Raw genomic sequence first — 25,140 nt, 5'->3', positions numbered from 1 at the left:
CGCCCGTCCTTTGCGGTGTCGCCATCCCCGCCGTCAAGAGCCGAGCGCAGGCCGCCAGTCCCAGCGCAGCGGATCGCCGTCCATCACCTCGACCCCCTTGGCGATCAATTCGTCCCTGATCGTGTCGGACAGGGCGAAATCCTTGTTCGCGCGCGCAGCTGCGCGGCGTTCCAATTCTGTCTCGACCTGATCAGCCGTCAGCTGCGCGTCCTTGGGACGCATCCTCAAGTCGGCACGCGTCAGGCTCAACAGATTGAAGCCCAGTGCCTGGTCGAACGCGGCGATGAGGCAGAGCTTTTCATCCGCCGGCACCTTTTTCACCGCAATCGCCTCTTCCAGCAACGGCAGCGCGCGAGGCGTCATCAGGTCATCGCTGATCGCGGCGTCGAACTGTTCGAGCAGCGGCGCCAGCTTGGGGTGCAGGTTGGCGCGCAGATAGTCGAGCCGGGGCGACTGCCAGGTCACGCCTTCCGCGCGCGCCTTCAATCCCTCCACGCCCATCACCAGCCGCTTCAGCCGCGTGAGCGCGGCCGCCAGATTGTCGGCGCTGAATTCCAGTTCGCTGCGATAATGCGCGCCCAGGCACAGCAGGCGATAGGCGAGGGGGTGCACGCCCGCGTCGATCAGGCTGAACAGCGTGGTGAAGCCGCCTTTGGACTTGGACATCTTCCCCTGTCTATCGACCAGGAAATTATTGTGCATCCACCAGCGCGCGCCGGTAAAACCCGCGTCGACAGCGCCAACGTCCGGGTCGCAACAGGCGTGGAAGGCCTGATTTTGCGCAATTTCATTGGGGTGATGGATTTCGCGATGGTCGATGCCGCCGGTATGAATGTCGAAGGGCTGGCCCAGACGCGCCTGGGACATGACCGAACATTCCAGATGCCAGCCGGGCGCGCCCTTGCCCCATGGGCTGTCCCATTCCATCTGACGCTGTTCGCCCGGCGGTGATTTGCGCCAGATCGCGAAATCGCTGGGGTTGCGCTTGCCCGCGACAGGGTCGATCCGCGCGTGCGCTGCATCGTCGCGGCCACCGGCCAGCGCGCCATAGTCAGGCACGCTGCGGCTGTCGAAATAGAGGCCGCTGTCCAGCTCATAGCAATGATCCGGCGCGATTTTTTCCGCAAATTCGATCATCTGCGGAACATAGTCGGTCGCGACCGTCCATTCGCTGGGCGCGATGATGTTGAGATCCGCGATATTCTGCTTGAATGCCTGCGTATAATGGGCGGCGATATCCCATATGCTCTTGGCGCTCGCCCGCGCGGCCGCCTCCATCTTGTCGTCGCCAGCGTCAGCGTCGCTGGTCAGATGGCCGACATCGGTGATGTTGATGATGTGCGTGACTGACAGCCCCTTCCACAGGAGCGTGCGGCGCAACGTGTCGGTGAAGACATAGGCGCGTAAATTTCCGATATGGGCATAATTATAGACGGTGGGGCCGCAGCTATAGACGCGCGCGTGCCCGTCCTCGATCGGGGCGAACGGCGCGACCGCCCGCGTCAGGCTGTTGAACAGGCGCAAGGGCGCGGCGATAGGCTGGTCTTGGGACATGCGGCCAGCCATGTCGCGAGACGCGATCGGGGTCAATCCTCAGGCGTAGGCTGCGCATTTGTAATATAATGTTGCGAGACGCGCGACATCTTGCGGCGGCGCATGTCCTGCCCGATATTGATGATGCGGGCCGGGCCCCTCTGGCGACGTGGATGTTTACCCCCTTGCATCCCGTCGCGATGTCGGACCGCATCGGGTGTGCCCGGTGCAGGTTTTGTGGCGTTTGCCCCCTCACGTGCCACAGAAGACCGCGCCGGGCTCACTCGAACCAGATGGATTGGATGGAGTGAGTTTGACACATGAATAATCCCGTTCGCATGCCGGGCTATGGCGCCAGCCGGTCGGTCGACACCGATGCCGGCCTGCGCGCGCATATGCTCGGCGTTTTCCGCAATATGGGCCTTGGCCTGGTCATCACCGGCCTCGTCGCGGCGCTGGTCGGCAACACGCCGGCGCTTGCCGCCGCCATTTACGGCACGCCGCTCAAATGGGTGGCGATCTTTGCGCCCTTGGCGTTCGTGTTCTTTTTCAGCTTCCGCATCGAAAAGATGACGACGGCAGGCGCGCGTACCGCCTTCTACGCCTTCGCGGCGGTGATGGGCGTGTCATTGGGCAGCGTGTTCCTGGTCTTCACCGGCGGCAGCATCGCGCAGGCCTTTTTCTCGGCCGCGGTCATGTTCCTCGCCATGGCGCTGTGGGGCTATACGACCCAGCGCGACCTGACGAAAATGGGCAGCTTCCTGATCATGGGCCTGATCGGCATCATCGTCGCCAGCCTTATCAACCTTTTCATCGGTTCCTCGGCGATGGCGATGGTCATCTCGATCATCGGCGTGGTGGTCTTCACCGGCCTCACCGCCTGGGATGTGCAGCGCATCAAGTCCGAATATTTCTATTATGCCGGTCATGAAGTCGCGCAGAAGATGCAGGTGATGGGCGCGCTGTCGCTCTACCTGAACTTCGTCAACCTGTTCCAGATGCTGCTCAGCCTGACCGGTGAGCGCGAATGACGCGGGACGCAGCGCAGCTGTCCGCCATGCTTTGCCCGGTCTGTCATGTCGGCCTCGCCATGACGGATCGGCAGGGCGTCGAGATCGACTATTGCCCGCAATGCCGGGGCGTGTGGCTTGACCGGGGCGAACTGGACAAGATCATCGAGCGGTCGGCAGGCGGCATGACGCCGGCTCCGCCTGCCGCTCAACCCAGCTACCGCCCCGATCGCGCGCATTATGATCATGGTCCAAGCTTCCAGAAGAAGCGAAAGAAAAGCTTTCTGGAAGAATTGTTCGATTGACCGGACGCAAGGGAGATTTCAGCCCGTCGGGGTGACGCGTCGTAAAACCCCCGCCATCCATCCCAGCGAAGGCGGGCATCTCACTTGCCGTCCCTCAGTGCGCCGCGCCCCAGCTTGGTCCGGTGCCGATTTCCACACCCAGCGGCACGCTCAGCGTCACGATCGGTTCGGCCGCCGTTTCCATCACGCGGCGGACCACCGCGCTGGCCGCGTCCACATCGCCCTCCGGCACTTCGAAAACCAGTTCGTCATGCACCTGAAGCAGCATCCGGACGCCAGATAGCCCAGCCGCCTCCAGCGCCGGTCCCATACGCACCATCGCCCGCTTGATGATGTCGGCGCTGGTGCCCTGGATCGGCGCGTTGATCGCCGCGCGTTCGGCGCCCTGGCGCTCATGCTGGATCGACGCCTTGATGCGTGGAAACCAGGTTTTGCGCCCGAACAGCGTCTCGGTATAGCCCCGCTCCCGCGCCTTTTCGATCGTCTCGTTGATGTAGATGCTGATGCCGGGGAAACGCTCATAATAGCGGCTGATCATGTCCTGCGCCTCATCCGCGCTGATTTCCAGCCGGCCGGCAAGGCCCCAGCGCGAAATGCCATAGAGGATGGCGAAGTTGATCGTCTTCGCCCGCCCGCGCGTCTCACGATTGACCTCCCCGAACAGTTGCTCGGCGGTGGCGGCGTGAATATCCTCGCCGGCCGCGAACGCCTCCTTGAGCGCCGGCACATCGGCCATGTGGGCCGCCAGCCGCAATTCGATCTGGCTATAGTCGGCCGCCAGGATGACATGGCCCGGCTCCGCGACGAAGGCGTGGCGGATCTGCCGGCCGACTTCGGTGCGGATCGGAATATTCTGCAAATTGGGATCGGTGGATGACAGCCGTCCAGTCTGCGCCCCGGTCAGCGAATAGCTGGTATGGACGCGGCCGCTATCCTTGTTGATCTGCGCCTGCAAGGCATCGGTATAGGTGGATTTCAGCTTGGAGAGCTGCCGCCATTCCAGCACCTTGGCGGCGATCGGCGCGCCCTGCGCCTTTAACTGCTCCAATATGGTGACGTCGGTCGAATAAGCGCCCGACTTGCCTTTCTTGCCCCCCTTATACCCCATTTTGTCGAACAGGATCGCGCCCAGTTGCTGGGTGGAGCCGATGGCGAAGGGCTGGCCGGCGATCTCGTGAATTTCGGTTTCCAGCGCGGCGATGCCGGCAGTGAATTCAGCCGAAAGACGGGACAGGGCTTCGCGGTCGACCTTGATCCCCTGATGCTCCATCTTCGCGATCACCCCGACCAGCGGCCGGTCGACCAGTTCATAGACGCGGTTCGTCCCCTCATTCGCGATGCGCGCCTTGAACCGCTTCCACAGGCGCAGGGTCACGTCGGCGTCCTCCGCCGCATATTCGGTCGCGCGGGGGAGGGGCACTTCGGCAAAGCTGATCTGGTTCTTCCCGGTGCCCACCACGTCCTTGAAGCTGATGCATTCATGGCCCAGATGCTGGCGCGCGGCTTCGTCCATGCCATGGCCCGACAGCGACTTGCCCGCTTCCAGGTCGAAACTCATGACGATGGTGTCGTCATAGGGCACCACCTCGATCCCGTGGCGGCGCAGGACCGTCATGTCATATTTGAGGTTCTGGCCCACCTTAAGCACGGCGTCATCTTCCAGCAGCGGCTTGAGCTTTGCGAGGACCAATGCCTTGTCGAGCTGCGCGGGTCGCTCGGCGAACATGTCCGTGCCGCCATGGCCGACCGGGATGTAACAGGCCGCGTTTGGTGCGACTGCCAGGCTGATGCCGACAAGACCGCAGGATACGCAATCGAGCATGTCGGTTTCTGTGTCGACCGCCACCACGCCTTCCGCCTGCGCCGCCGCGATCCACCGGTCGAGCGCGTCCTGCGTCACCACCGTTTCATACAGGCTGCGGTCGATGGCGGGTTCGTCGGCAAAGGCGGGAGGCGGCGGCGCGGCCTCGTCCGTCGCTGCGGCCGCCGCTGCCGCCACTGCAACCGCCGCCGCCGGCGCGCCCAGCCGATTGAGCAAGGTCTTGAAGCCATGATGCTCCAAAAACGTCTGGAGCGGTTCGGGCGGAATGCCCTTGAGCGTCAATTCCTCCAGCGGCTCTGGCAGGTCCATCGCATCATGCAGCGCCACCAGCCTGCGCGACAGTCGCGCCATATCGGCATGGGCGATCAGGTTTTCCTGCATCTTGGACTTCTTCATGGAGGGCGCGGCGTCCAGCGCCGCCTCCAGCCCGCCATATTCGGTGATGAGCTTCGCCGCCGTCTTGGGGCCGATGCCGGGAATGCCGGGCACATTATCCACGCTATCGCCCATCAGCGCCAGCACGTCGCCCAATTGTTCTGGCTGCACGCCAAACTTGCCCATGACATAGTCGGCCCCGCGCCGCTCATTCTTCATCGTGTCGTACATGTCGACGCCGGGCTGGATCAGCTGCATCAGGTCCTTGTCGGAACTGACGATCGTGACATGCCAACCGGCCGCCACGGCCGCCCTGGTATAGCTGGCGATGATGTCGTCGGCCTCATACCCGTCTTCCTCGATACAGGGCAGGGAAAAGGCGCGGGTGGCGTCGCGGATCATCGGAAATTGGGGAACCAGGTCTTCCGGCGCGGGCGGGCGGTTCGCCTTATACTGGTCGTACATGTCGTTGCGGAAGGTGTGCGATCCCTTGTCCAGGATCACGGCCAGATGCGTCGGCCCCTCCGCCTTGCCCAGTTCCTCGGCCAGCTTCCACAACATCGTCGTATAGCCATAGACCGCGCCCACCGGCTGGCCATGCCGGTTGGTCAGCGGCGGAAGCTGGTGATAGGCACGGAAAATATAGCCCGAGCCGTCGACGAGGTAGAGGTGATTCTGGGTCATGGACAGCGGGATAGCCTGTATCCGCGCGACCCTCCAGCCCGCTACCGCGTCTCGTGATTGGCCGCGACCGCCTTCGACACCGCCTGCATCAGCGCCCAGCGTTCGGGGATCGGCACGGTGGTCGATCCGATCATCACCGCAACGGCATAGCTGGTCCCGTCGGGCGCGGTCATGATGCCGACGTCATTATAGCCGGTCGATCGCGGCGCCAGATCTTGGCCCGTGCCGGTCTTGTGCAGATAATGCCATCCGGCGGGCACGCCGCCCTTCACCCGTTGCGGCCCCGTCTTCGCCTCGCTCATGACATTGAGCAGCAGCCTGGTCGATGCAGGTGACAGCATGTCGCCTTGCTTGAGTTTCGCCAGCGCCGCGACGATCGCACTGGGCGCGGCGCCATCGGGCGGACTGGCAAGATAATTGTCGAGCGCCTTCACCCGCACCGACATGGGCAGCCTGGCGCGCGCCGCGTAGAAATTGCGACCCAGCGAATAATCCTGTCTCCAATCGAGGCCGGCCGTCGCCGATTGCAGCAGCCGCTCGCCCGGACCAAAGCGAATATCCTTGATCATCCGCCGCGCCAGGAACCCACGCACCGCGTCCGGCCCGCCCGCCGCGCGCAGCAGCGCATCGTTGCAGGTATTGTCGCTCTGCGTCATCGCCCGGCGCATCAGATCGGAATAGCTGGTGGTCCAGCCGCCCTGCTTGGCGACCAGCGCTGCGCTGGGCTGGTGGAACAGTGTCAAATCGTTGCGGGTCAGCGTGGTCGTGTCGGTCAGGCGCAGCTTGCCCCGGTCGACCGCGTCGAGGAAGGTCATGCTGACCCACAGTTTCGACACGCTCTGCTGCGGGAACAGGGAATTGCCGTTCCAGGCGACGGTCCAGTCGGCCCCTATGCGCCGCACGGCGATGCCGACCTTGCCCTTGAAGCTTTGGCCAAGGCTGCGGATGACGCTGACCAGCGCGGTGGGTGGCGCCTCATTCTGGTCGATATCGCGATAGGGCAGGGGCGGATTGGCGACTTGCCGGATCGGCCAGCTATTGGTGGTGGGCTGCGGCTTTTGCGGGCTGGCGGCGGCGGCCATGGCGCGCGGGCGCTCGGGCGCGCTGACGCAGGCGGACAAGGCCGCGATCAACAAGACAAGGCGCGCCGCTGCCCCCCGCTTTTCTTTGAACGACATGATTTTCCCCGAACTTATGCGCCCATAGGCCTTGGCTGGGGCTCAGCCTTCAAGATGGATGCGACGAATGAGTCCACAAATGCGATAGAGGGAGCAGCGCGGCGGCAACCTCTTGATTCCGGACCGCCAATGCTCAGTTGCGGTTCAGCGGCGACCGGGCAATAGCCGCGTCATGACCATGATCATGAACAGGCGGGCTCTGCTGTCGGGCAGCGCCGCGGCGTCACTGGGGCTTTGGGGCGGGACGGTGCGCGCCGCGCCCTATGCGTCGCGCCGGATCGCCGTGACGGTGCGAGGCGAAGGACGGGATGTGGTGCTGATCCCGGGTCTCGCCAGCGGCCCTGGCATATGGAACGGCTTGTTGAGCGCGCTGCCGGGCTATCGGTTCCACCTCATTCATGTGCGCGGCTTCGCCGGACTTCCCGCGCAGGCCAATCAAAGCGGCCCGCTCATCCAGCCGCTGGCGGATGAGATTGCGCGCTACATCACCGCTGCGGGCCTCAACCGCCCCCCGGTCATCGGCCATTCCATGGGCGGCACATTGGCATTGAAACTGGGACTGAGCGGCCGGGTGGGCCGTGTGATGGTGGTGGACATGCTGCCGGCCGGCGCGGCGATGGTCGGCGGGACCGCAAGCGGGCTGGGCTTTCTTGCCGACCAACTCAGCAGCTACCTCACCGGCACGGCGGCCGGCCGGCGCTATCTGGCCCAGATTGTCGCACAGACGCCCGGTGCAAAGACCAGCGACCCCGACGTGATCGCCAACGCCTTGCGCGATCTCGCCAATGTCGATCTCGGCCCACAATTGTCGCGCCTGACAGTGCCGCTTCATGTCGTCTTCGCTGTCGGGTCCGATGCGCAGCAGGCCGCTGCCATCACCCGCCGCTTCCGCGAGGCCTATGCCGGCGCCAAGGGGGCGGTGCTCATGCCCATCGGGCCCAGCGGTCATATGGTAATGGCCGACCAGCCGGCGCGGTTCCTGGCCCTGTGCAGGATGTTTCTGGCGGGCTGACCCGGAAAGCGCCAGCGCGCTGCGGTCCGAGACTTCCGACCAGGGATGCAGGCCCAATGGAAAAGCGGCCCGGCATCCTCCAAGGAGCCGGACCGCCTTATCTGCCCTCGCGGCATTGGCTACCCGTGTTTGGGCCTGACTTGGAAAGCGTCAGTCGTTCTTCAGATCGCGACCGGCATCCTGCAGCGCGTCGCCGACATCGTCCTTGGCTTCGCCGGTCTCGCGCTTGGCGTCGGCAGCCGCCTCGTCAGCGGCGGCGCCGACGTGGTCCGCACCATGATCAATCGCCTGACCGGCGTCGTCCAGCCCGTTGTCGATGGCATCGCCCGCATCATCGGCGGCGCGGCTGATGTCGTTCCCCATGGAATCGCCCGTCCGCTCCAGATTGTCCTGCGTCTTTTCCGAGCAGGCAGACAGGCCCGCAGCGGCGATCAGGGTCATACCGGCGATAATTGCAGTGCGCATGATGGTTCCTCTCTTCCATTGCGTAGACAGCCACAAGCGCAGCAGCGCCGATAAAGTTGCGTGACCGTCATCATCTGCCACGCAGGCCAAAGACCATCGATCGATCGTCTTCGGGTATCAGGCCTTCCAACACCCGCCAGAATCCGGTGACGGACCCCTGGCCGGCCTGCGCATAGGCCGCCGCCATTTTTTCGCGCAATGCACGAAACAGCTCGGCTTCGAGCGCCGCGCCCTGAGGGCTTAGGCGTAGCAGCTTTTGCCGCCTGTCGCTCGCGCCGACGCGGGTTTCGATATAGCCGCGATCGATCAGGTCGTTCAGCACCCGGCCAAGCGACTGCTTGGTGATGGCAAGCAAACGCAGCAAATCCTTGACCGTCAGGTCGGGCTGGCGCGAGATGAAATAGAGTGCGCGATGATGCGCCCGCCCCAAGCCTTGCGCCGCCAGCCCTTCGTCAATGGATCGCGTCAGTGCGCCATAGCCGAAATACAGCATTTCGATGCCGCGCCGTATCTCATCCTCGCGCAGGAAGAGCGGCGAGGCTGGGCTGATTTGGGAAGCGGAGGAAGGCGGAGCCATGAAAGCGATGTTCCGGATAAAAAAGGTTGGCGCCATATTGGCGTCGCGAAACTGTGATGACTAGGCTTTCCTTTCGCGCAGCACCCGCTATATGGCGGTCCGCGCTGGTGATGCCGGCGCGCTGCTGGGGCGTAGCCAAGCGGTAAGGCAGCGGTTTTTGGTACCGCCATGCGCAGGTTCGAATCCTGCCGCCCCAGCCACACATTCCGAAATGCAAAAGTTTGAGAGCCGCGATCCGGCTATGGCGTGAGAACGCGGCAGTTCGGCGCGGTTTGCGGGCAGCGACAAAAATCGTGGGACACAGAGACGGTGATTCTGTCGTCAAGGCCAAGAAAAAGGCCCCGCGTCTCACGAGGCCCTTTTGAGTGTCCCACGATTTTGATGGCGGCGCTAGAATCCCAGCGCAGCCTTCTGCTCGTTCCAGTGTAGCGGCAGGTTGACCTGCTTGAGCAGGCGGCGCGGCGTTAGCGACGATGGCTGCCGCCCATCGAGAATGGCTGCAACGATGTCGGGCGACAGAAAAGCGAGCCGGGCAAGACGCTCATCTTCACGATCGATCGATGTGTTTGGTTCAGCGTGTTGGCCTGCTGCCGGTTTGGTGGACACCGAGATAAGGTGTTTTCACCTATCGGAGAGCAGGAATTCAGAGAAGGAAGTTCAGCCGCGAGTTCAAGCTTGAGGCGGTAAGATTGGTCCGTGAGCGGGGTATTGCTGTTGCGCAGGCCGCCCGCGATCTGGATGTCCACGAGAATGTGCTGCGTAAATGGGTTCGGGAGTTATCCGCCGATCCGGTGCAGGCCTTTCCCGGCAATGGTCAGATGAAGCCGGAGCAGTTGGAGATAGAGCGGCTACGCCGCGAAGTGGCCAAGCTGAAGGCGGAAAGAGACATATTAAAGAAAGCCGCCGCCTACTTCGCGAGGGACTCGATATGAAGTTCAGCTTTATCGCGAAGCACCGAGGGATCTGGCCGGTGGCATGGATATGCGGGGCGCTCGGTGTTTCGCGAAGTGGCTTTCATGCCTGGCTGACACGCGCCCCGTCGCAGCGGTCGCGGGATGATGAGAAGATTAGCGCCAGGATCAGGGCCAGCCATATCAGCAGCTATCGCACCTATGGTGCGCGTCGGGTCTGGCACGACATCCTTGCCGAAGGCTACCAATGCGGTCTGCACAAGATCGAGAGGCTGATGCGCGAACAGGGCCTGAGGGCACGTCCGCGTCGTCGCGGTCTTCCCAAAGATCAGGGCGAGCGATCCGTCATTGCCGGCAATGTGCTGGATCGTCAGTTCACGGCCGACAGGCCCAACCAGAAATGGGTGGCTGACTTCACCTATATCTAGACCGCAGAAGGATGGCTCTACGTGGCTGCTGTCATCGACCTGTTCTCGCGGCACGTGGTGGGCTGGTCGATGAGTGACAGCATGACGGCGCAACTCGTCACCGATGCCCTGTTGCATCACTCCGATCAGGGCAGTCAATATACCAGCGAGCAGTTCCAGCGGCTCATGGCAGATAATGGCGTCACCTGTTCGATGAGCAGGTCCGGAAACTGCTGCGATAATGCCGCCATGGAAAGCTTCTTCTCATCCCTCAAGACCGAGCGGATCGGAAAGAAGGTCTACCGATCGAGAGCCCAGGCGAAGGCCGATGTGTTCGACTATATCGAATGCTTCTACAATCCGACCCGGAGGCACTCGACCCTTGGCTATCTCAGCCCATAGATTTCGAAAGGGAAGCTGGTGTAGCTTGATTGAGCCTATCGCGGTGTCCACCAAACCCGCAGGGCCGTGTCCCGTTAAGTGGTGTAACAGCGTCACCGTTGGGGCGTGAAGCGGAGGGAGCGTAGCGACCGGAGCTTCATGCCCCAACGGTGGCATGGCTTCTGTCTAGGCGGCCATCGCCAATCTTCGGTAGAGTTCGGGTTGCGAAACCAATGAACCTATCGGAGACGACGATGACCACAGACAGAATGGCCCTTATTGAGCTGGTTGAAAAGGGCGCTGATGCGGATCTCGTTCGCGAGATGTTGGCATTTGCCGCTGAGCGAATGATGGAAGCTGAAGTGCAGGTGCTGACTGGCGCCGCGCATGGCGCTCGCGACCCTGCCGGGCGACAGGTCCAGCGCAACGGCTATCGAGAGCGTTCCTGGGAGACCAGGGCCGGCCACATCGAACTGGAGATCCCGCGGCTACGCAAGGGATCGTATTTCCCATCCTTCCTTGAACCCCGTCGGACTGCCGAGAAGGCGCTGACGGCGGTGATCCAGGAAGCCTATGTCCAGGGCATTTCGACGCGATCGGTCGATAATCTCGTGAAGGCCATGGGCGCTACGGGCATCTCCAAGAGCGCCGTCAGCCGACTGATCCAAGAGATTGACGAACGGGTTAACGCTTTCCTCAACAGGCCAATCGAGGGCGAATTCCCTTATCTGTGGCTCGATGCGACCTACATCAAATCGCGCCAGGGTGGCCGGATTGTGTCGACCGCGACGATAATAGCTGTCGGTGTCAGCAACGATGGCCGCCGCGAGATACTGGGCGTCGACACCGGGCCAACCGAGGCCGAAACCTTCTGGAAGGGCTTCTTGCGCTCTCTTGCCGATCGCGGGCTCCGGGGCGTCAAGCTTGTCATTGCAGACGATCACAAGGGCCTACGCGCCGCTGCCAGCAAGGTTTTCCACGCAACCCAGCAACGCTGTCGGATTCATTGGATGCGCAATGCGCTCGCCCATGTTTCCACTAAGCAGCGTGCTGCCGTCACCGCCATGATCAAGACAATTTTCGCGCAGGAAACTGCTCAGGAGGCTCATAAGCAATGGCAAACAGTCGCCGATGCCCTGCGTGATCGCGCTCCCAAACTTGCTGAGATGATGGATGGCTCCCGCGAAGACGTCCTCGCTTACACAGCCTTCCCGAAAGAACATTGGCCGCAGATTTCCAGCACAAATCCCCTGGAACGTCTCAACGGAGAGATTAAACGAAGGTCCGACGTTGTCGGCATCTTTCCCAATGACGCGGCCATTGTACGCCTCGTCGGAGCCCTCATGCTCGAACAGCAGGACGAATGGGCCGTGGCTCGCCGATATATGACACTTGAAAGTCTCGCCACCGTCAGCGACAATCCCCTCATCAGTTTGCCCGGCGTGGCAGCCTGATCCAGTCCGATCCTCTACCGAGGATACCCGCTGTTACACCATCCCCCGGGACACGATCACCCGCAGCAGGCCAAACCGTTTCGATTACGCATATCATCTAACTTAACAAATGACTGGGTTGGGGACGAGCGAACGGCCGCGAATGGCCGGAATTTGGTTTCTCTAGCATCAGCGGCCAGCTGAAGGATGGTCCGCTTTCCATGCGGGAGTGCCCAATATCCAACAGGTAGAAAGGGGGCCAGTCTTTGTCATTCTCCAATCGACGTCCGATGCAGTTCGTTAGTCTGTGTCAGCCGAAAGCCGACGTTCCGCGCGGGATTCACTAATGACGGCTTTGTCCCACGACGCGGCATTGGCCCCGGGGTGAAATCGACCCTTCTCAGACGATCAGCGTCGATTTTTCCGCTCTCGGGTGCAGACGATCCGCAAACGAAAAACCGGATCACCACTGATTGGACAAGGCGTTGAACGTCGAATATTCTCATTGAGATCGCAACCCCTGCAAGGCGAGCGCCGACCCGCCCAAAGGTCCGGCATTCGCACCCAGACCCGCGAAGCGTATGCGCTTCTGCAACTCGGCCGGTGCGCATTCACGGAGATAACCGTTAAGACGCTGCGCTATTGTCGCATGGATGGTCGGCAGCAGCATCGGTCGTCCCAACGCGACGCCTCCGCCAAGAAGGATGCGCTCGGCAGATGTAACCAGAAGGAGCGTCGTCAGAAATTCGGCGAGATCATGCGCGACATGCGCCCATAGGGGATCGGTCGCAGGGAGTTGATCGACCGGCCCGGCTGCCCGGCTGATAAGGGCCGGGCCGCTGATCAAGCCTTCGAGACAATCGCCATGGAAAGGGCAGATCCCTTGAAAACTGTCGCCCGGTGCTCGACGAAGTCGCACATGGCCCGCTTCGGGATGCAGTGCGCCATGATGGACCCGCCCGTCCACGACCAGACCCAATCCAACGCCCGTTCCGATGGTCAGATAGGCATGGGTGCGGCAGCCCATCGAAGCGCCCCAAAACCCCTCCGCCAGGGCTGCGCCGCCGACATCGGTGTCGAAGCCGATCGGTAGATCGAAACTGTCCCTGATGCGCCGCAACAGGTTGAAGTTGGACCAGCCGGGCTTTGGCGTGTTGAGGATATATCCGAAATCCTCCCGGTCGGCATTGAGCCCGACGGGCCCAAAACTTGCGATGCCGATTGCCGCAAACGGTGTTTCTTTCCTCCATCGTTGGAGCGTTTCGATCAGGAAGCCCAACACCGCCTCGGGTCGGTCGCCCGTGGCGATGCGCTCCTGCTGGAGAATGCGCGCATCCTGCGTCAGAGAAGCGATGGATTTGGTGCCGCCCAGTTCGAGCGACGCGACGACGGGATGGTCGGTCATGCGACGATGCTGCTGCTGTCGCCGTCGAGCGCCAGTCGCAGGACCGGTGCAGGCGTCCCGGCAAACGCGGATCGCGCCTCGACCATATCTCTCGGCGCCTTGGCCAGGCCGACGAGGTCCGCGAAACTCCAGACGCTCAAATCGTCAAGCACGAGCCAGCTATAGGCCTGGAACGGGGCTTCGCCCGGATTGCCGAGTACCAGACCTGTTCCATTGAGCGGCCGCCATGGTCCCAGCAGAGTGTCACTCACGGCCCCGTATAGCCCGTTCGGTCCTCTGGGACCGTCGGATGCAAAGACCTTCGCCTGCGTCGACCAGAAAAGGTAGAAGCGCTCGCCGTGCCGGACCATATGCGGTCGCTCCAGTTCGTTGTTCAGTCCATTGGCATCGACCAGCGGGGGGAGGAACGTGCAGACCCCTCCCTCCCGCCGGGCGACCCCGACCAGCCCGTTCCAGTCAGAAGCAGAGCCTGGCTTGGACGCGCTGAACAGGATATATTCGTCCCCGGTCGTCGGATCGGTGACAGGGAACGGATCGCGGAACGCTTTGATAGTGCCGACGGCCCCGCCCCCTGTCATGTCCGACTTATAGAAGCGATCATCGGGCAGGAACAGGTCCTCGGGCGCCGTCCAGCCTCGCACACTTGCGCCCGTTTTGGACAGACTGAGAGTGCCGCGCGTGAGCAGCATCCGCTGGAGGAAGGTCGGCTCTGCCTCTCCGCGGACCCCAGCCGATGTGTAGTAGAGCGAAAGCGTCTTGCCATCTTCTTCCAGCACGGCTGTACCCGCCCATTCCCTGCTTCCCGGATTGAGATCATCGGGAAGAAGGTGGCCGAAATCCAGCCAGCCCTCCGATCCTTTCTGCATCAGCCGGAGGCGGGCCACGGCGTGTCGCGCCTCCGGGTCCGGCATGACCGGCGCAGACAGGGCAATGACCAGCGGACCATCTGGAAATTCGACCGTCCGCCCCAACCGGTCGATGATGGGCCAATGATCCCACAGGTCGATCCCGGCAAGGATCGGCACGGGATCGCCGATCACAGGCGCCCGGTTCTCATCGCCGATCGCGGCGACATGGTCGGCGGTCCAATGGAAACCATGACTGTCCACCTTGTTCGAGACCCCCTTGTCTGATGTCACCGCGAGCGTCATGGTTCAGAAGGTCAACCGAACGGCGGCGGAGATCGTGCGGCCGTTGATCGAACGGGCACGTACGATGCCATTGGCAGGGATCACCCCTTCTTCCGCTTCGGTGAACCCCTTTGCATTGAAGAGGTTGTTGGCATTCAGTGACAACTGCACACGCTCGATCGGCCGGTATTGCAGGAACGTGTTGACCGTCGTGTAGCCCGGCAGCTTCAACTGATCGCTATCCTGCGCATAGCTGGATGTCGTTCCGATGAAGTTCGCCCCCACTGTGACCGGCCCGATATCGATCTGGGGCGTCGCCTGGAATACGAACTCGGCCTGCCGGCGTGGGACGTTGCCGACCACTGCGGGCGTCAACGCGTCGCTCACGATATTGGACTTGGTCCAAGTGCCACCTGCCGTAAGGCTGAAAATGCCCGATCGATAGGTGCCTTCCAGTTCCAGGCCATAGGCGCGATATTTGCGGTCCACGAACCGCTGGGTGGTAGCTTCGAAATTCTGCTCTTCGGTGCGCGCCCAGAAGGCGGTCGCGTAGAGGGCAAGGCCGCCGGCGCGATATTTGACGCCGCCTTCGGCCTGCTTGACCATATCGACCGCCGCATTGGAATCGACCAGATGCCCGTCGACGGTGCTGACGGCCGGGCCGAACAGCAGGCGATCGGCATTGGCCCGGCCACCCTGGCTGTAGCGGGCGAATATCGCGAGATCCTGCGCGAGACGATAGTTCGCACCCAGCGAATAGGACCAGTAGTTGAAGCTGTAATCCACAGGTGCCGGGCTGGTGAGCGGCACGACCGATACGCGCGTTTCGGCGTTGGAGATCACGCCGTCGCCGTTCATGTCCCGAGACACCGTGCCGACCCGGCCGCCGCCCAGATCCGCGCCGGCGATCGACCCATTAGCATCACCAAAGTCGTATCGGATGCTGCCGTCCAGCGTCAGCTTTTCGGAGGTCCAGGTCAGCGAAGCGAAGGGCGCATTCGTGTTGTAATCGATATTGTAGGTGCGCCGGCAACAGCCGCCGAAATAGCTTGCGCCATAACCATAGATGCCGTCTTGCGTGACGAACTGGCCGGTTGCGGAACGCACGTTGACGAGCGCTGCCTTGCCTCCGCCCACCACGTCGGATAGGAGCGAGGTCCAGAGCCATTCGGTGTCGATTGTCTGGCGCGACTTGTAGAAGCCGGCCGTAAAGCTGAACTTTCCACTGCCTGCCTCGAAATCCCGCGTCAGTCGGATGTCGTTCGTGATGTTGTTCAGGCTGTTGAGCTTGGTATCAAACACCACGATCTGCGCGAGGAGGCCGTTGCCGTTGAGCGCTGCAGGATTGGCGATAGCCTGGCCGGCATTGGGACCGTTGGCGTAGCTAAGCGTCGCGCCCGCGCCACCCATGGCGGCGGCGATGGTCGTCGCGGAATCCACGTTGGCGGGGAAGTTCGAGATAAAGCGCCCGGAAACGTCCGAATAGCGGAAGCGCTCGGTCACTTCCCAGCCGTCCGCGATCTCGAACCGGCTCTCCAGTCCGAAGGACTTGACGACAGGATGCTGGCCATCGCGGATGTCGTTCACGACGGGGTTATTGCTGCCATCCAGCGTCACGTTGCGCGTGATGTAACGCGAATGCAGCGTATCCTGGTTGATGCTGAAGCCGGGGATATTGCGATATTTGGGATCACTGTTGCTGCCCGTCACGCGCACGGGATTGGGCAGGTATCCGATCGCGCGATCGTTCAGATATTTGCCGTAGAAGCGGATGTAGCCGCCCGCAAAATCCTTGGTGACGTTGAATTTGAGCTGCCCGCCCTTGTTGCCGTCATAGCCGGCCTGGCGCGGGCCGGTGCCCTGTCGGTAAAAGCCGCCGATATGGAAGCGCAGGTCGTCCGACAGCTTGCCGCCATAATCAACGTCGAGTCGGTAGTCGCTATAGTCGAGACCGGTCGATGCCTGGATCGCGCCGCCTTCGGTCTCGCCGGTTTTGGAGATGAGGTTGATGACGCCACCGGGGGAGTTGGACGCGAATGTGGATGCCGATCCACCGCGTATCGCTTCCACCCGCTGCACGTTGAAGTCGGCGCGCAGGAAGATGTCGGCGTTGCCGAAGGTGATGTCGCCATATTCAAGCACGGGCAGGCCGTCTTCCTGCAACTGGAGGAATTTGGCGCCGCCCGAAGCGACAGGGAGGCCGCGCACCGCAATGTTGGCATTGCCTTCGCCACCCGAGGATTCGGACCGGATGCCGGGAATGTTGCGGAACACCTCCGCGACGGAGCGGGGTGCGGATTGCTGGATCGCCTCGGCGCTCAAAGAGCTGACAGACACGGAACTGTCCAACCTGTTCTGCCCACGCGCCACGGCGGTCACGATTATCTCCGTTGTGTCGGCCAAGGACGACGGATCTTCCCCAGCGACCGTTTGCGCCAGTGCAGAAACAGGTGCGAACAGCGCCGTCGTCGCCAACAAAATTGCAGATGCTTTCATATCATCACTCCCCAAAAGGTCGGTTAGCCGACTCGATGTTCGTTGCATAAGGCGTGCGCAAACGTTTGCCAAGAAAGATTTACCAAACGTTTGCACAATTCGCTGTGAACAAGACGAAGAGACCGGAGCATGTCGCGAATCCGGCGATTTTTTTGAGAGAGGTGAAAAGCCGTGCTGTATCGTGCAAAGCCGCATTTAAGTGCTCTTCGGATCGCCGAGATGAACCTGGGTTTCTTCGGCTTGCAATTCTCCTTCGGGTTGCAGCAGGCCAATATGAGCCCGATCTACAGCTTCCTGGGCGCCGACGAAGCATCGATGCCGCTTCTCTGGTTGGCGGGGCCCGTCACCGGTCTGCTCGTACAGCCGCTCGTCGGTGCTTTGAGCGACCGAACGAGCAGCCGTTTAGGACGGCGCACGCCCTATTTTCTGATCGGCGCGGCCCTGTGCAGCATCTGCCTGTTCGCCATGCCCTACAGTCCCGCGCTATGGATCGCCGCATCGCTACTCTGGATTCTCGACGCGGCCAACAATGTCGCCATGGAGCCTTACCGTGCCTATGTCAGCGACCGTCTTGATCCACGGCAACATGGCGCCGGCTTTCTCACCCAATCGGCTTTCACCGGCCTGGCGCAGACCCTGGCCTATCTCGCTCCAACCCTGCTAGTCCAGGCTGGGGTCAGCGCCGACCTCATAGACGCTAACGGCATTCCGGAAATTACCCGTATCGCATTTCTGATCGGCGCCGTCCTGTCCATCTCCACAATCCTCTATTCGGTTCTGCGCGTCCCGGAATTGCCTCTGGAATCAGAAGATCGGCAGCGCATGACGATGGAAAGGCTTACCGTCAGGGCCGCGGTCGACGACTTTGTCGCGGCGCTGCGGGACATGCCGCGGCCCATGCGGCAACTGGCGGTCGCGATGCTGTTCCAGTGGTTCGGGATGTTCGCTTATTGGCAATATATCGCCTTCGCCCTCGGCCGGTCCCTTTTTGCCACGGCGGACGCGGGAAGCGCGTCGTTCCGGCAGGCCGTCCTGCTCACCGGGCAGGCGGGCGCGCTCTATAATTTCGTCGCTTTTCTCGCCGCCTTCGCGATGATGCCGATCGTCCGGGGCATCGGTGCCAAGCCGGTTCATGCCGGAGCCATGCTGCTGGCCGGTCTCGCCATGCTCTCGCTCTCCATGGTCACTGGCAAGGCGGGCCTCGTTCCTGCGATGATTGGTATAGGTATCGGCTGGGCGAGCCTGATGGGCAATCCCTATGTCATGTTGGCGGGCACCGTTCCGCCCGAGAGGACCGGCGTCTATATGGGTATATTCAATATGTTCATCGTGGTCCCGATGATGATTGAAACGCTGGTGATGCCGATCATCTACCGGCCGCTGCTGGCCGGCGATCCTCGCAATGTCCTTGTCCTGTCGGGCGCGATGATGCTGATGGCGGCAATCGGGACCCTGCGCGTGCGGGAAGGCGAAACCGGGGCGCGACCGGCAGGCGCGACCTGACCTAGGCCGTACCGCGCAGGATCAGCTCGGGCGTCATCGCAACCGACGTAACCGTTTCCCCAGCCAGGCGGCGAATGAGGAGGTCGACCAGCAATCTTGCGCCCTTGTGCATATCCTGGCGGATGGTGGTGAGTGGCGGAACCGTGTGCGCCGAAATGCTGATGTCGTCATAGCCAATAATCGAGACATCCTGCGGGACGCGCAGACCCTGATCCGCGACAGCGCGCATCGCGCTCATGGCAATCACGTCGGACGCGGCGAAGATACCGTCCGGCGACGGGTGACTTTCCAGATAGCGCGCCATGTCCGCGTAAGCATCCTGGTCCGTCAGGTGCAGTGGCAACAGGATTTCCTCGACCTCCGCCGCCTGACCGATCGCCTGGTGGAAGCCAGCATAGCGATCGGCGAATTCAGGAACGGCGGGATCGCCCAGAAACGCCAGTCTGCGCCGGCCCATGGCGATCAAATGCTGTGCCGCAATGTCTCCGCCCGTCAGATTGTCGGTGCCGACGGTAGTCTGGACCAAGCCTGGACGATGCGCACCCCACACGACCAAGGGCGCAAACTGTTTCGCCACCCCCTCTATGACATCGGTCTGGTCCGATTGACCGATCAGGATGATGCCATCCACACGGCCGGAGCGGACCATATTTTCCAGCCAGCTTTCGTCGCCCGGCACGACCCTGGACAGAAGCAGATCATAGCGTTGTTCGGCCAACGCATCGGCAAGCGGACCGAGCAACCCCATGAAGAAGGGGTCTGACAGGCTTTGCTGCACTTCGTGACCCAAGGGGAAAACCACGCCCACCGCGCCAGTCCGGCGCCTGCGGAAGAAACTCGCGGTCTGGTTCAGCCTGAACCCATGTTCTTCTGCAAGAGCCCTGATGCGTGCTTTCGTCTTTGCCGAAACACGCGGATTGTCGTCAAGCGCGCGCGAGACTGTAGAGACGTGGACACCGGCTATCTTCGCCAGTTCCACCAGGCCTATGGTCTTCATCGGAATAGAAAATCCTCCAGCACCGGCTGACTCCCCCGCAGCCCAGCTTGGGATGTCGTTACCATGTTTCGGTGCTCGATCCTAATGTCGCAGCTCTCGCCCGCTCCCCAAGGACGCGACGACATTATCGACGAACACGCTCGTTGCAATGACGCTACCGAATGTCTGGTTCCCTGAACGATTCAATCGAAACCGGAGCGTCGCGAATGTCCCAACTTTTGCCATTATCAGACGTCTCGACCAGCTCACAATGAACCTCGCCAGACATGCGCACGGTCAGACCGTAGTTCAGGGAGGTTTGGATCTAAAGGGGGAAGACGACCCGGATGTGGAAATGTCAGCGGAGCCTGGAATGAGGGCAGGGGACAACCCGCCCAAGAACGACAAAGCGCTGTTCATCTTATCGACATTCCATTTGCCTGCCGCCCATAGTCGAACATTGTACACCTGCCTTCCGTGAAAGCCGGGAGGCGGGGCGTGAGAACCTCTTTTTACAGAAGTCGGTCACGGCATAATGCTGGGGCCGGGTGGCATGCGCGCATGTCCAGCCGGCAACGGTCAAGGCACATGCGCCTGTCTGTAAGCAGGTTCTCAACATCCGGCTGCTAGCCGTCGCCCCGAGAGGACATAGGCGCGACGAGGAAGCTATCGGCAGTCGGATCGCGCCCAAACAGGGAGGCGTGATCATGACGCTGATATTGATAGATTCCAACGATACCCAAGTGTTGTAGCGTGTGCCACAAGGTGCTGCGCGACGTCATCGCCGACCATCCCGACATATTGCCGGTCCATAAGCTAGACCCGAGCTACGGCCGGCTGATCACGGTCACCAGGGAACTTTCCATCCCTGGAGTTGGGTTCGTCGATGTGCTGCTGATGGATGAGCATGGTCGGCTGGTGGTGGTCGAGTGCAAACTCTGGCGTAACCCGCAGGCGCGTCGCGAGGTGGTGGGACAAATCCTCGACTATGCCTGTGAACTCAGCCGCTTTGCCTATGAGGATCTGCAGCGGCAGGTGTCGATCGCTACCTTAATCTCGGGGTAGCTTCCCCGCGATACCTTCAAATTCGACCGCCGTAAAACCGGTCAAGGTCGGCATTTCCCAGTCGCAGAAGCGTTTGTCAGAGATGGCGTGAAGCACCAAACCCCTGACGCCCAGAAGCTCCAAATGTGACAGGGCCGTGTTCGGAACAACGGCAAGCACGGCTTCCACTATCCGATCCGCCACCGGCTCAATGCTCGGAAAGGTGATCACCAAGTCTCCATCGCACTCCAATTCACCCAGCGCCATCGCTACCGTTTTACTGAGAAGTTTGTCCTGCATGCTGCCTCGCCCGTTCAAGATTCACTGATCGAGGAAGCGGGCCATGCGGCAACCGGGCACGTTCTCGCGGCATCAATTTGTCCACGCCGCCTAGGCAAAAGTTCTACAGTCTTAGGGGCCACCACCTTGCTTTTGGGTGGCATTGGATCGACTGGACGTCGATATTCCTAGCTTTCGTGATCTGAAATCGGCTGCTTTTGCAATCTGTCCGTTGCCGCTACGACATCGGCATGACCAACGCGCATCCTCTGATCGATCTCGATCGCCTTCGTCACATCATCGGCAGCCTGAGTGAAGGCGTCCTGCTGGTCAACGCCCATCAATCCCTGTTGTGGGCAAATGATGCCGCGTTGCGGATGCACGGTGTCGAGGATCTGACGGGGCTGGGGAAGGATGTCGATGACTACCGGCGTCGCTTCCAGCTGCGGTATCGCAACAATCACCGGCTCGGGGAGGGTGATTATCCGCTTGATCGGGTGATTGCCGGTGAATCCTTCAGCCAGGTCATCGTAGAGGTCATCCCCCAGGGCGAGGACGATCCTCGCTGGATTCATCAGATACGCAGCCTCATTCTGACTGATATGAATGGCGATCCGGATCTGCTTGTACTCGTGATTCAGGACGTCTCGCTGCGGTTCGAAGCTGAGCAGCGTTTCGAGCAGACCTTCAACGTCAATCCCGCCCCCGCGGTCATCATGCGCTTGGCCGACCAACGCTATGTAAAGGTCAACCAAGGCTTTCTGGACCTGACCGGCTATCAGAAGGACGAGGTTCTCGGCCGGGCGCTGTATGATATAGACATTCTAAAGGATGCAGCCGCTCTGGATGTCGCGAAGGAGCGCCTGCGCGAAGGGCGAATGGTGCCGCAGATGCAGGCGGACCTGGACTTGCCCGATGGCGGGCGCAAGCTGGTCATCGTTGCGGGGCAACCCGTCGAACTGGATGATGAACCCTGCATGCTGTTCTCCTTCGCCGACCTCGAACCTCGGCGGCAGGCGGAAAATGAACTGCGGCATAGCGAGGAACGTTTTGTCACAACCTTTCGGCTTGCGCCCGTAGCTATGGCGATCACGACCTGGGACGAACGCCTGCTGTGCGATACCAATGACGCCTTTCATCAGCTGACCGGCTGGTCTCCCGACGAGGCGATGGGGAAAGCGATGCCGGCGCTTCGCTTGTGGGAAGAGCCAAAATTTCTTGATGCCGCGTTGGAAGACTTAGCTGAACGCACGGCCTTTCGCGGCCGAGACGCCCGGCTGCGGGCCAAGGATGGCGGGATAACGGACTGCCTGGTGTCCGCGGCATCCATTTCGCTGCGTAAGGATACCTGTATTCTGTGGGTGATACAGGACATTCACGAACGGCGTCACAGCGAACTCGAACTGATCGGTGCGATCGAGGCCGTGATGAAGGATACCAACTGGTTCAGCCGAACGGTGGTGGAAAAACTCGCCAATCTTCGCGCACCTCATGGTGCTGCCCGACCTGTCGAAACCAGCGAATTGACGCGCCGGGAAAAGGAGGTGCTGAGCCTGCTGTGCGGAGGAGGTGACGATGCGGCTATTGCCAAGGAAATGGGCGTATCCCGCAACACGTTGCGCAATCATGTGGCGCGCGTCTACGCTAAGATCGGCGTCAACCGGCGGGCGCAAGCCATATTATGGGCGCGTGAGCGCGGCTACCCCCTCCAGCGCCCCATTCGCTAATATTTTTGATGCATAAATACCATATGATTTAGTAGTTCTGCATCTGCTCGTCGCGACCGGCCGGGCTTATTTCTCCACTATCGGCGCTGCCGTCGGGCACCGCCAGAAAGGAGGAATGCATGGGCAAGGATCGTACAGCAGGCGATGTCCGCCGGGTGAAAGGGTCGATCAAGGAAGCGATCGGAAAAATCACCGGAGACCGGGAAACGCAGGCGGAAGGTGCCGCCGAAAAGCGCGCCGGAAGGCTGGAGGCAGACGCGGCTGATATTGTGGAAGCCGCTATCAAGGCGCTGAAGACATAAGCCGGCGTTTGACCATTTAGATCTAAAGAAAAAAGGAGTTTGCCATGGCTACCACCATGACGGATCCCCATTTTGACGTCCGTGTCACCCCGCGAATGAGTTGGTCCGCACTGGTCGTCGGCACCGTGACCGCGCTGGCGATCGAATTGATGCTGGGCCTGTTGGGAGCAGGCATAGGGCTGTCGGCCATTGACCCCAACGGCAAGGGCGGCGCAAGCGCGGGCGGCCTGGGCATCGGCGCTATCATCTGGTGGACGATCAGCACTATCCTGGCCCTGGCAACTGGCGCCTATGCGGCGACGACGATTGCGCATACGCGGCGGCCGGTGGACGGCGTCCTGCATGGTGTCGCCATATGGGGCCTCACCTTGCTGATCACATTTTATCTGCTGAGTTCCGCGATCGGTGGTCTCGTGGGTGGCGCGTTCCGGACCGTTGGCGGCATCGCTGGCGCGACAACCGCCAGCGCGAGTGCCATAACCCCTGCCGTGGCAAAGGCAGCTGGTATCGACAAGACGGATGTCGAAGCGCAGGTGTCAGCGCTGCTGGACGACACCCCGTCCGACCCGGCAGCCATGACCCCCGAACAAGGTCGCAAGGCGATAATCGCCGAACTGCCCGCCATGGCGCGCGGTGGCGCTGAAGGCCAGGAGGCGGAAAATCGTGTCGCCATGATCGTCGCCGCCCAGCGGAAGATCAGCCAGTCGGACGCGCGGGCAAAGGTGGAAAACGCGCGTCAGGACTTCATCGCCGCCAAGCGCAACGCGGTGGAAATCGCGATCGACGCCGGCAGCAAGGGCGCTGACTATGCCGCGGGCACCGCGTTTACCTTGTTCATCGTCATGCTGCTCGGCGCGGCGGCGGCGTCGGCGGGTGGCGTAGTCGCCGCCCGCCGCAACCCCTGAAAATCCCATTACCATCCAGATTTAGAGGAGATTGTAATGAACAATCACACGATCATAGGCGCGATCAAGGAAAAGGCCGGCGCGCTTGAGGAAGGCCTGGGTAAGGTCACAGGCGACACCGGCACCGAACTGCGCGGCCAAGGCCGTCAGATCGAAGGCAAGGTCGAGACGATGTTGGGCGACGTCCTGGACAGCGCTCGTCGCCTCTATGAAGAACGCCCGCTTGTCAGCCTGCTCGCGCTGGGATCGCTGGCTCTTGCAACCCTGTCGATCCTGACGCGCGGCAACCGCGCCTGATGGGCAATAACAAAAAGGATATGGCCATGAAGGCAATCATTATTTCTCTGACCGCTGTTGTGACGCTTGGCCTTGCTGCCTGCAATACGGTCAACGGCGCTGGCAAGGACCTCCGATCGGCCGGCGGCGCTGTGTCGGACGCATCGGGTCAGGCCAAGTAAGTCAGACTGTTAGAATGGGAAGCGGCTAGAATGGGAAGCGGCGCCTTGACGTGGGCGCCGCTTTTCTTTGCCATCGAGGTCGTTGATTTGCCATGTCGGGCGACGTGAGGGCGCAGTCCGGTTGCGCCTGACCTGCGGCGCAATTACGGACGGGGGCCATGCCGCTCTTTCGCTTGCTTCTCTTGCTCTTCAGCCTCGCGCCCTCGGCGGTGCTCGCGCTTCCCGCAAACAAGCCGACCCCAGGCTATACCCGAGTGGCGGTCGAAACGTCGGTGGGGACGATGGTGATCGCCGTGGATCTGAAGCGAGCGCCGCGCACATCGGCGAATTTTCTCACCTATGTCGATGATGGCCGCTTCGACGGCGTTACCTTCTACCGGGCGGCGCGGCGCAAGAGCAATCCCAAGCTGGGGCTGATTCAGGGCGGGATCGACACGGATTTGCGCCGGTCGCTTCCCCCGATCAGGCATGAACCGACCAGCCAGACCGGGCTTCGCCATCTGGATGCGACCGTATCGATGGCGCGGCCCAATCGACCCAATTCGGCCGCGGGCAACTTCTTCATCACCGTCGGCGCAACGCCCAATATGGACGCGCGCGGCACCTATATCGGTTATGCCGCCTTTGGCCATGTGGTGGCGGGAATGGATGTGGTGAAGAAAATCCTCGCGGTGCCCACCTGCTGCGGCTCGGGGCCAATGCGCGGGCAGATGATCGTCAAGCCGATCAGGATTTTGCGCGCTCGTCGCCTCGATGGCAGGCCGACCCCTTCGCGCGCACCCAAGCCCTGGCTGCTGGGGCTTAAACGGACAGCAAAATAGA

The 25,140-nt window shown here is 61.7% G+C and carries 23 protein-coding genes, 1 tRNA gene and 1 pseudogene; 14 read left to right on the top strand and 11 right to left on the bottom strand.

The annotated features are described in order from the left end of the window. Nucleotides 1-33 precede the first annotated feature (33 nt). Nucleotides 34-1,554, bottom strand: coding sequence for a cysteine--tRNA ligase (cysS, locus tag SKA58_RS11905; protein ID WP_232209417.1), 1,521 nt, complete (start codon nucleotides 1,552-1,554; stop codon nucleotides 34-36). Between the two features lie 299 nt (nucleotides 1,555-1,853). On the opposite strand from cysS, the gene SKA58_RS11900 reads away from it, so the two are divergent. Beyond that, nucleotides 1,854-2,564 (top strand): Bax inhibitor-1/YccA family protein, encoded by a 711-nt coding sequence (locus SKA58_RS11900; RefSeq protein WP_009822687.1) that lies wholly within the window; start codon nucleotides 1,854-1,856, stop codon nucleotides 2,562-2,564. Next, the gene (locus SKA58_RS11895) at nucleotides 2,561-2,848 is read left to right on the top strand and encodes a TFIIB-type zinc ribbon-containing protein (protein WP_009822686.1); all 288 of its coding nucleotides are present in this window, start codon (nucleotides 2,561-2,563) and stop codon (nucleotides 2,846-2,848) included. The genes SKA58_RS11900 and SKA58_RS11895 overlap by 4 nt, the downstream gene beginning before the upstream one ends. 94 nt (nucleotides 2,849-2,942) lie before the next feature. Here SKA58_RS11895 and polA read toward each other — a convergent pair whose 3' ends face one another. Further along, nucleotides 2,943-5,729, bottom strand: a complete 2,787-nt coding sequence (gene polA / locus SKA58_RS11890; RefSeq protein WP_009822685.1) for a DNA polymerase I — start codon at nucleotides 5,727-5,729, stop codon at nucleotides 2,943-2,945. 41 nt (nucleotides 5,730-5,770) lie between these two features. Beyond that, on the bottom strand, nucleotides 5,771-6,907 hold the full coding sequence (locus tag SKA58_RS11885) for a serine hydrolase (RefSeq protein WP_037543075.1): 1,137 nt from the start codon (nucleotides 6,905-6,907) through the stop codon (nucleotides 5,771-5,773). 184 nt (nucleotides 6,908-7,091) lie between these two features. Between SKA58_RS11885 and SKA58_RS11880 the strand changes: the two genes are divergently transcribed. After that, nucleotides 7,092-7,919 (top strand): alpha/beta fold hydrolase, encoded by an 828-nt coding sequence (locus SKA58_RS11880; RefSeq protein WP_156784199.1) that lies wholly within the window; start codon nucleotides 7,092-7,094, stop codon nucleotides 7,917-7,919. A 150-nt stretch (nucleotides 7,920-8,069) separates the two neighbouring features. On the opposite strand, the gene SKA58_RS11875 is transcribed toward SKA58_RS11880, so the two are convergent. Then, nucleotides 8,070-8,384: a hypothetical protein gene (locus tag SKA58_RS11875; protein WP_037543073.1), complete on the bottom strand. Its 315-nt coding sequence runs from the start codon at nucleotides 8,382-8,384 to the stop codon at nucleotides 8,070-8,072. Between the two features lie 70 nt (nucleotides 8,385-8,454). After that, nucleotides 8,455-8,961, bottom strand: a complete 507-nt coding sequence (locus SKA58_RS11870; protein WP_037543518.1) for a MarR family winged helix-turn-helix transcriptional regulator — start codon at nucleotides 8,959-8,961, stop codon at nucleotides 8,455-8,457. A gap of 125 nt (nucleotides 8,962-9,086) precedes the next feature. Between SKA58_RS11870 and SKA58_RS11865 the strand changes: the two genes are divergently transcribed. Further along, nucleotides 9,087-9,161, top strand: a tRNA-Gln gene (locus SKA58_RS11865). A 190-nt stretch (nucleotides 9,162-9,351) separates the two neighbouring features. Here the strand turns inward: SKA58_RS11865 and SKA58_RS11860 are convergent. Then, a complete protein-coding gene (locus SKA58_RS11860; protein WP_009822679.1) occupies nucleotides 9,352-9,567 on the bottom strand; it encodes a hypothetical protein in 216 nt (71 codons plus the stop codon). 35 nt (nucleotides 9,568-9,602) lie between these two features. Between SKA58_RS11860 and SKA58_RS11850 the strand changes: the two are divergent. Continuing rightward, nucleotides 9,603-10,710: pseudogene (locus tag SKA58_RS11850) on the top strand (IS3 family transposase). Nucleotides 10,711-10,914: 204 nt separating this feature from the next. Beyond that, nucleotides 10,915-12,114 carry an IS256 family transposase gene (locus SKA58_RS11845; RefSeq protein ID WP_037542386.1) on the top strand — a complete coding sequence of 400 codons (1,200 nt, stop codon included), beginning with the start codon at nucleotides 10,915-10,917 and terminating at the stop codon, nucleotides 12,112-12,114. 481 nt (nucleotides 12,115-12,595) lie between these two features. Here the strand turns inward: SKA58_RS11845 and SKA58_RS11840 are convergent, their stop codons facing one another. Genes SKA58_RS11840 through SKA58_RS11830 form a run of 3 tightly spaced genes read right to left on the bottom strand, consistent with a single transcriptional unit; the run spans nucleotide 12,596 to nucleotide 17,124 of the window. Continuing rightward, the gene (locus SKA58_RS11840) at nucleotides 12,596-13,498 is read right to left on the bottom strand and encodes an ROK family protein (RefSeq protein WP_009822675.1); all 903 of its coding nucleotides are present in this window, start codon (nucleotides 13,496-13,498) and stop codon (nucleotides 12,596-12,598) included. Beyond that, nucleotides 13,495-14,649, bottom strand: coding sequence for a glycoside hydrolase family 68 protein (locus SKA58_RS11835; RefSeq protein WP_009822674.1), 1,155 nt, complete (start codon nucleotides 14,647-14,649; stop codon nucleotides 13,495-13,497). Before SKA58_RS11835 ends, SKA58_RS11840 begins: the two co-directional genes overlap by 4 nt. A 3-nt stretch (nucleotides 14,650-14,652) precedes the next feature. Beyond that, nucleotides 14,653-17,124: a TonB-dependent receptor domain-containing protein gene (locus tag SKA58_RS11830; RefSeq protein ID WP_009822673.1), complete on the bottom strand. Its 2,472-nt coding sequence runs from the start codon at nucleotides 17,122-17,124 to the stop codon at nucleotides 14,653-14,655. A 219-nt stretch (nucleotides 17,125-17,343) separates the two neighbouring features. Between SKA58_RS11830 and SKA58_RS11825 the strand changes: the two genes are divergently transcribed. Further along, entirely contained in the window at nucleotides 17,344-18,627 is a 1,284-nt protein-coding gene (locus SKA58_RS11825; protein WP_009822672.1) for an MFS transporter, read from the top strand. 1 nt (nucleotide 18,628) lies between these two features. Here SKA58_RS11825 and SKA58_RS11820 read toward each other — a convergent pair whose 3' ends face one another. Next, nucleotides 18,629-19,624: a LacI family DNA-binding transcriptional regulator gene (locus tag SKA58_RS11820; protein WP_009822671.1), complete on the bottom strand. Its 996-nt coding sequence runs from the start codon at nucleotides 19,622-19,624 to the stop codon at nucleotides 18,629-18,631. Nucleotides 19,625-20,368: 744 nt separating this feature from the next. Between SKA58_RS11820 and SKA58_RS11805 the strand changes: the two genes are divergently transcribed. Then, the gene (locus SKA58_RS11805; protein ID WP_156784198.1) at nucleotides 20,369-20,668 is read left to right on the top strand and encodes a hypothetical protein; all 300 of its coding nucleotides are present in this window, start codon (nucleotides 20,369-20,371) and stop codon (nucleotides 20,666-20,668) included. On the opposite strand, the gene SKA58_RS11800 is transcribed toward SKA58_RS11805, so the two are convergent. Next, a complete protein-coding gene (locus SKA58_RS11800; protein WP_009822668.1) occupies nucleotides 20,654-20,947 on the bottom strand; it encodes a hypothetical protein in 294 nt (97 codons plus the stop codon). The two genes, SKA58_RS11805 and SKA58_RS11800, sit on opposite strands and share 15 nt — an antisense overlap. Nucleotides 20,948-21,177: 230 nt before the next feature. Here SKA58_RS11800 and SKA58_RS11795 point away from each other — a divergent pair, with 230 nt between their 5' ends. From SKA58_RS11795 to SKA58_RS11770, 6 genes are all read left to right on the top strand, one after another. Further along, nucleotides 21,178-22,653 carry a PAS domain S-box protein gene (locus tag SKA58_RS11795; RefSeq protein WP_009822667.1) on the top strand — a complete coding sequence of 492 codons (1,476 nt, stop codon included), beginning with the start codon at nucleotides 21,178-21,180 and terminating at the stop codon, nucleotides 22,651-22,653. Nucleotides 22,654-22,772: 119 nt separating this feature from the next. Further along, nucleotides 22,773-22,955, top strand: coding sequence for a CsbD family protein (locus tag SKA58_RS11790; RefSeq protein ID WP_009822665.1), 183 nt, complete (start codon nucleotides 22,773-22,775; stop codon nucleotides 22,953-22,955). A gap of 44 nt (nucleotides 22,956-22,999) precedes the next feature. Then, nucleotides 23,000-23,860, top strand: coding sequence for a hypothetical protein (locus SKA58_RS11785; protein WP_037543063.1), 861 nt, complete (start codon nucleotides 23,000-23,002; stop codon nucleotides 23,858-23,860). A 36-nt stretch (nucleotides 23,861-23,896) separates the two neighbouring features. Next, a complete protein-coding gene (locus SKA58_RS11780) occupies nucleotides 23,897-24,157 on the top strand; it encodes a CsbD family protein (protein ID WP_009822663.1) in 261 nt (86 codons plus the stop codon). Between the two features lie 26 nt (nucleotides 24,158-24,183). After that, nucleotides 24,184-24,318, top strand: coding sequence for an entericidin A/B family lipoprotein (locus SKA58_RS11775; RefSeq protein WP_228226043.1), 135 nt, complete (start codon nucleotides 24,184-24,186; stop codon nucleotides 24,316-24,318). A gap of 158 nt (nucleotides 24,319-24,476) precedes the next feature. Then, the gene (locus SKA58_RS11770) at nucleotides 24,477-25,139 is read left to right on the top strand and encodes a peptidylprolyl isomerase (RefSeq protein ID WP_009822661.1); all 663 of its coding nucleotides are present in this window, start codon (nucleotides 24,477-24,479) and stop codon (nucleotides 25,137-25,139) included. Nucleotide 25,140 lies beyond the last annotated feature (1 nt).

This window comes from Sphingomonas sp. SKA58, assembly GCF_000153545.1.
GTDB classification, from domain to species: domain Bacteria; phylum Pseudomonadota; class Alphaproteobacteria; order Sphingomonadales; family Sphingomonadaceae; genus Sphingobium; species Sphingobium soli.
The sequence above is the reverse complement of the archived record's forward strand: the minus strand, read 5'-3'. Positions and strand labels throughout refer to the sequence as shown.

What these genes read in the sequence shown, in the direction of transcription:
- cysS (WP_232209417.1), bottom strand. Translation starts at nt 1,554, where the DNA reads ATGTCCCAAGACCAGCCTATCGCCGCGCCCTTGCGCCTGTTCAACAGC.
- SKA58_RS11900 (WP_009822687.1), top strand. Translation starts at nt 1,854, where the DNA reads ATGAATAATCCCGTTCGCATGCCGGGCTATGGCGCCAGCCGGTCGGTC.
- SKA58_RS11895 (WP_009822686.1), top strand. Translation starts at nt 2,561, where the DNA reads ATGACGCGGGACGCAGCGCAGCTGTCCGCCATGCTTTGCCCGGTCTGT.
- polA (WP_009822685.1), bottom strand. Translation starts at nt 5,729, where the DNA reads ATGACCCAGAATCACCTCTACCTCGTCGACGGCTCGGGCTATATTTTC.
- SKA58_RS11885 (WP_037543075.1), bottom strand. Translation starts at nt 6,907, where the DNA reads ATGTCGTTCAAAGAAAAGCGGGGGGCAGCGGCGCGCCTTGTCTTGTTG.
- SKA58_RS11880 (WP_156784199.1), top strand. Translation starts at nt 7,092, where the DNA reads ATGAACAGGCGGGCTCTGCTGTCGGGCAGCGCCGCGGCGTCACTGGGG.
- SKA58_RS11875 (WP_037543073.1), bottom strand. Translation starts at nt 8,384, where the DNA reads ATGCGCACTGCAATTATCGCCGGTATGACCCTGATCGCCGCTGCGGGC.
- SKA58_RS11870 (WP_037543518.1), bottom strand. Translation starts at nt 8,961, where the DNA reads ATGGCTCCGCCTTCCTCCGCTTCCCAAATCAGCCCAGCCTCGCCGCTC.
- SKA58_RS11845 (WP_037542386.1), top strand. Translation starts at nt 10,915, where the DNA reads ATGACCACAGACAGAATGGCCCTTATTGAGCTGGTTGAAAAGGGCGCT.
- SKA58_RS11840 (WP_009822675.1), bottom strand. Translation starts at nt 13,498, where the DNA reads ATGACCGACCATCCCGTCGTCGCGTCGCTCGAACTGGGCGGCACCAAA.
- SKA58_RS11835 (WP_009822674.1), bottom strand. Translation starts at nt 14,649, where the DNA reads ATGACGCTCGCGGTGACATCAGACAAGGGGGTCTCGAACAAGGTGGAC.
- SKA58_RS11830 (WP_009822673.1), bottom strand. Translation starts at nt 17,124, where the DNA reads ATGAAAGCATCTGCAATTTTGTTGGCGACGACGGCGCTGTTCGCACCT.
- SKA58_RS11825 (WP_009822672.1), top strand. Translation starts at nt 17,344, where the DNA reads ATGAACCTGGGTTTCTTCGGCTTGCAATTCTCCTTCGGGTTGCAGCAG.
- SKA58_RS11820 (WP_009822671.1), bottom strand. Translation starts at nt 19,624, where the DNA reads ATGAAGACCATAGGCCTGGTGGAACTGGCGAAGATAGCCGGTGTCCAC.
- SKA58_RS11800 (WP_009822668.1), bottom strand. Translation starts at nt 20,947, where the DNA reads ATGCAGGACAAACTTCTCAGTAAAACGGTAGCGATGGCGCTGGGTGAA.
- SKA58_RS11795 (WP_009822667.1), top strand. Translation starts at nt 21,178, where the DNA reads ATGACCAACGCGCATCCTCTGATCGATCTCGATCGCCTTCGTCACATC.
- SKA58_RS11790 (WP_009822665.1), top strand. Translation starts at nt 22,773, where the DNA reads ATGGGCAAGGATCGTACAGCAGGCGATGTCCGCCGGGTGAAAGGGTCG.
- SKA58_RS11785 (WP_037543063.1), top strand. Translation starts at nt 23,000, where the DNA reads ATGGCTACCACCATGACGGATCCCCATTTTGACGTCCGTGTCACCCCG.
- SKA58_RS11780 (WP_009822663.1), top strand. Translation starts at nt 23,897, where the DNA reads ATGAACAATCACACGATCATAGGCGCGATCAAGGAAAAGGCCGGCGCG.
- SKA58_RS11775 (WP_228226043.1), top strand. Translation starts at nt 24,184, where the DNA reads ATGAAGGCAATCATTATTTCTCTGACCGCTGTTGTGACGCTTGGCCTT.
- SKA58_RS11770 (WP_009822661.1), top strand. Translation starts at nt 24,477, where the DNA reads ATGCCGCTCTTTCGCTTGCTTCTCTTGCTCTTCAGCCTCGCGCCCTCG.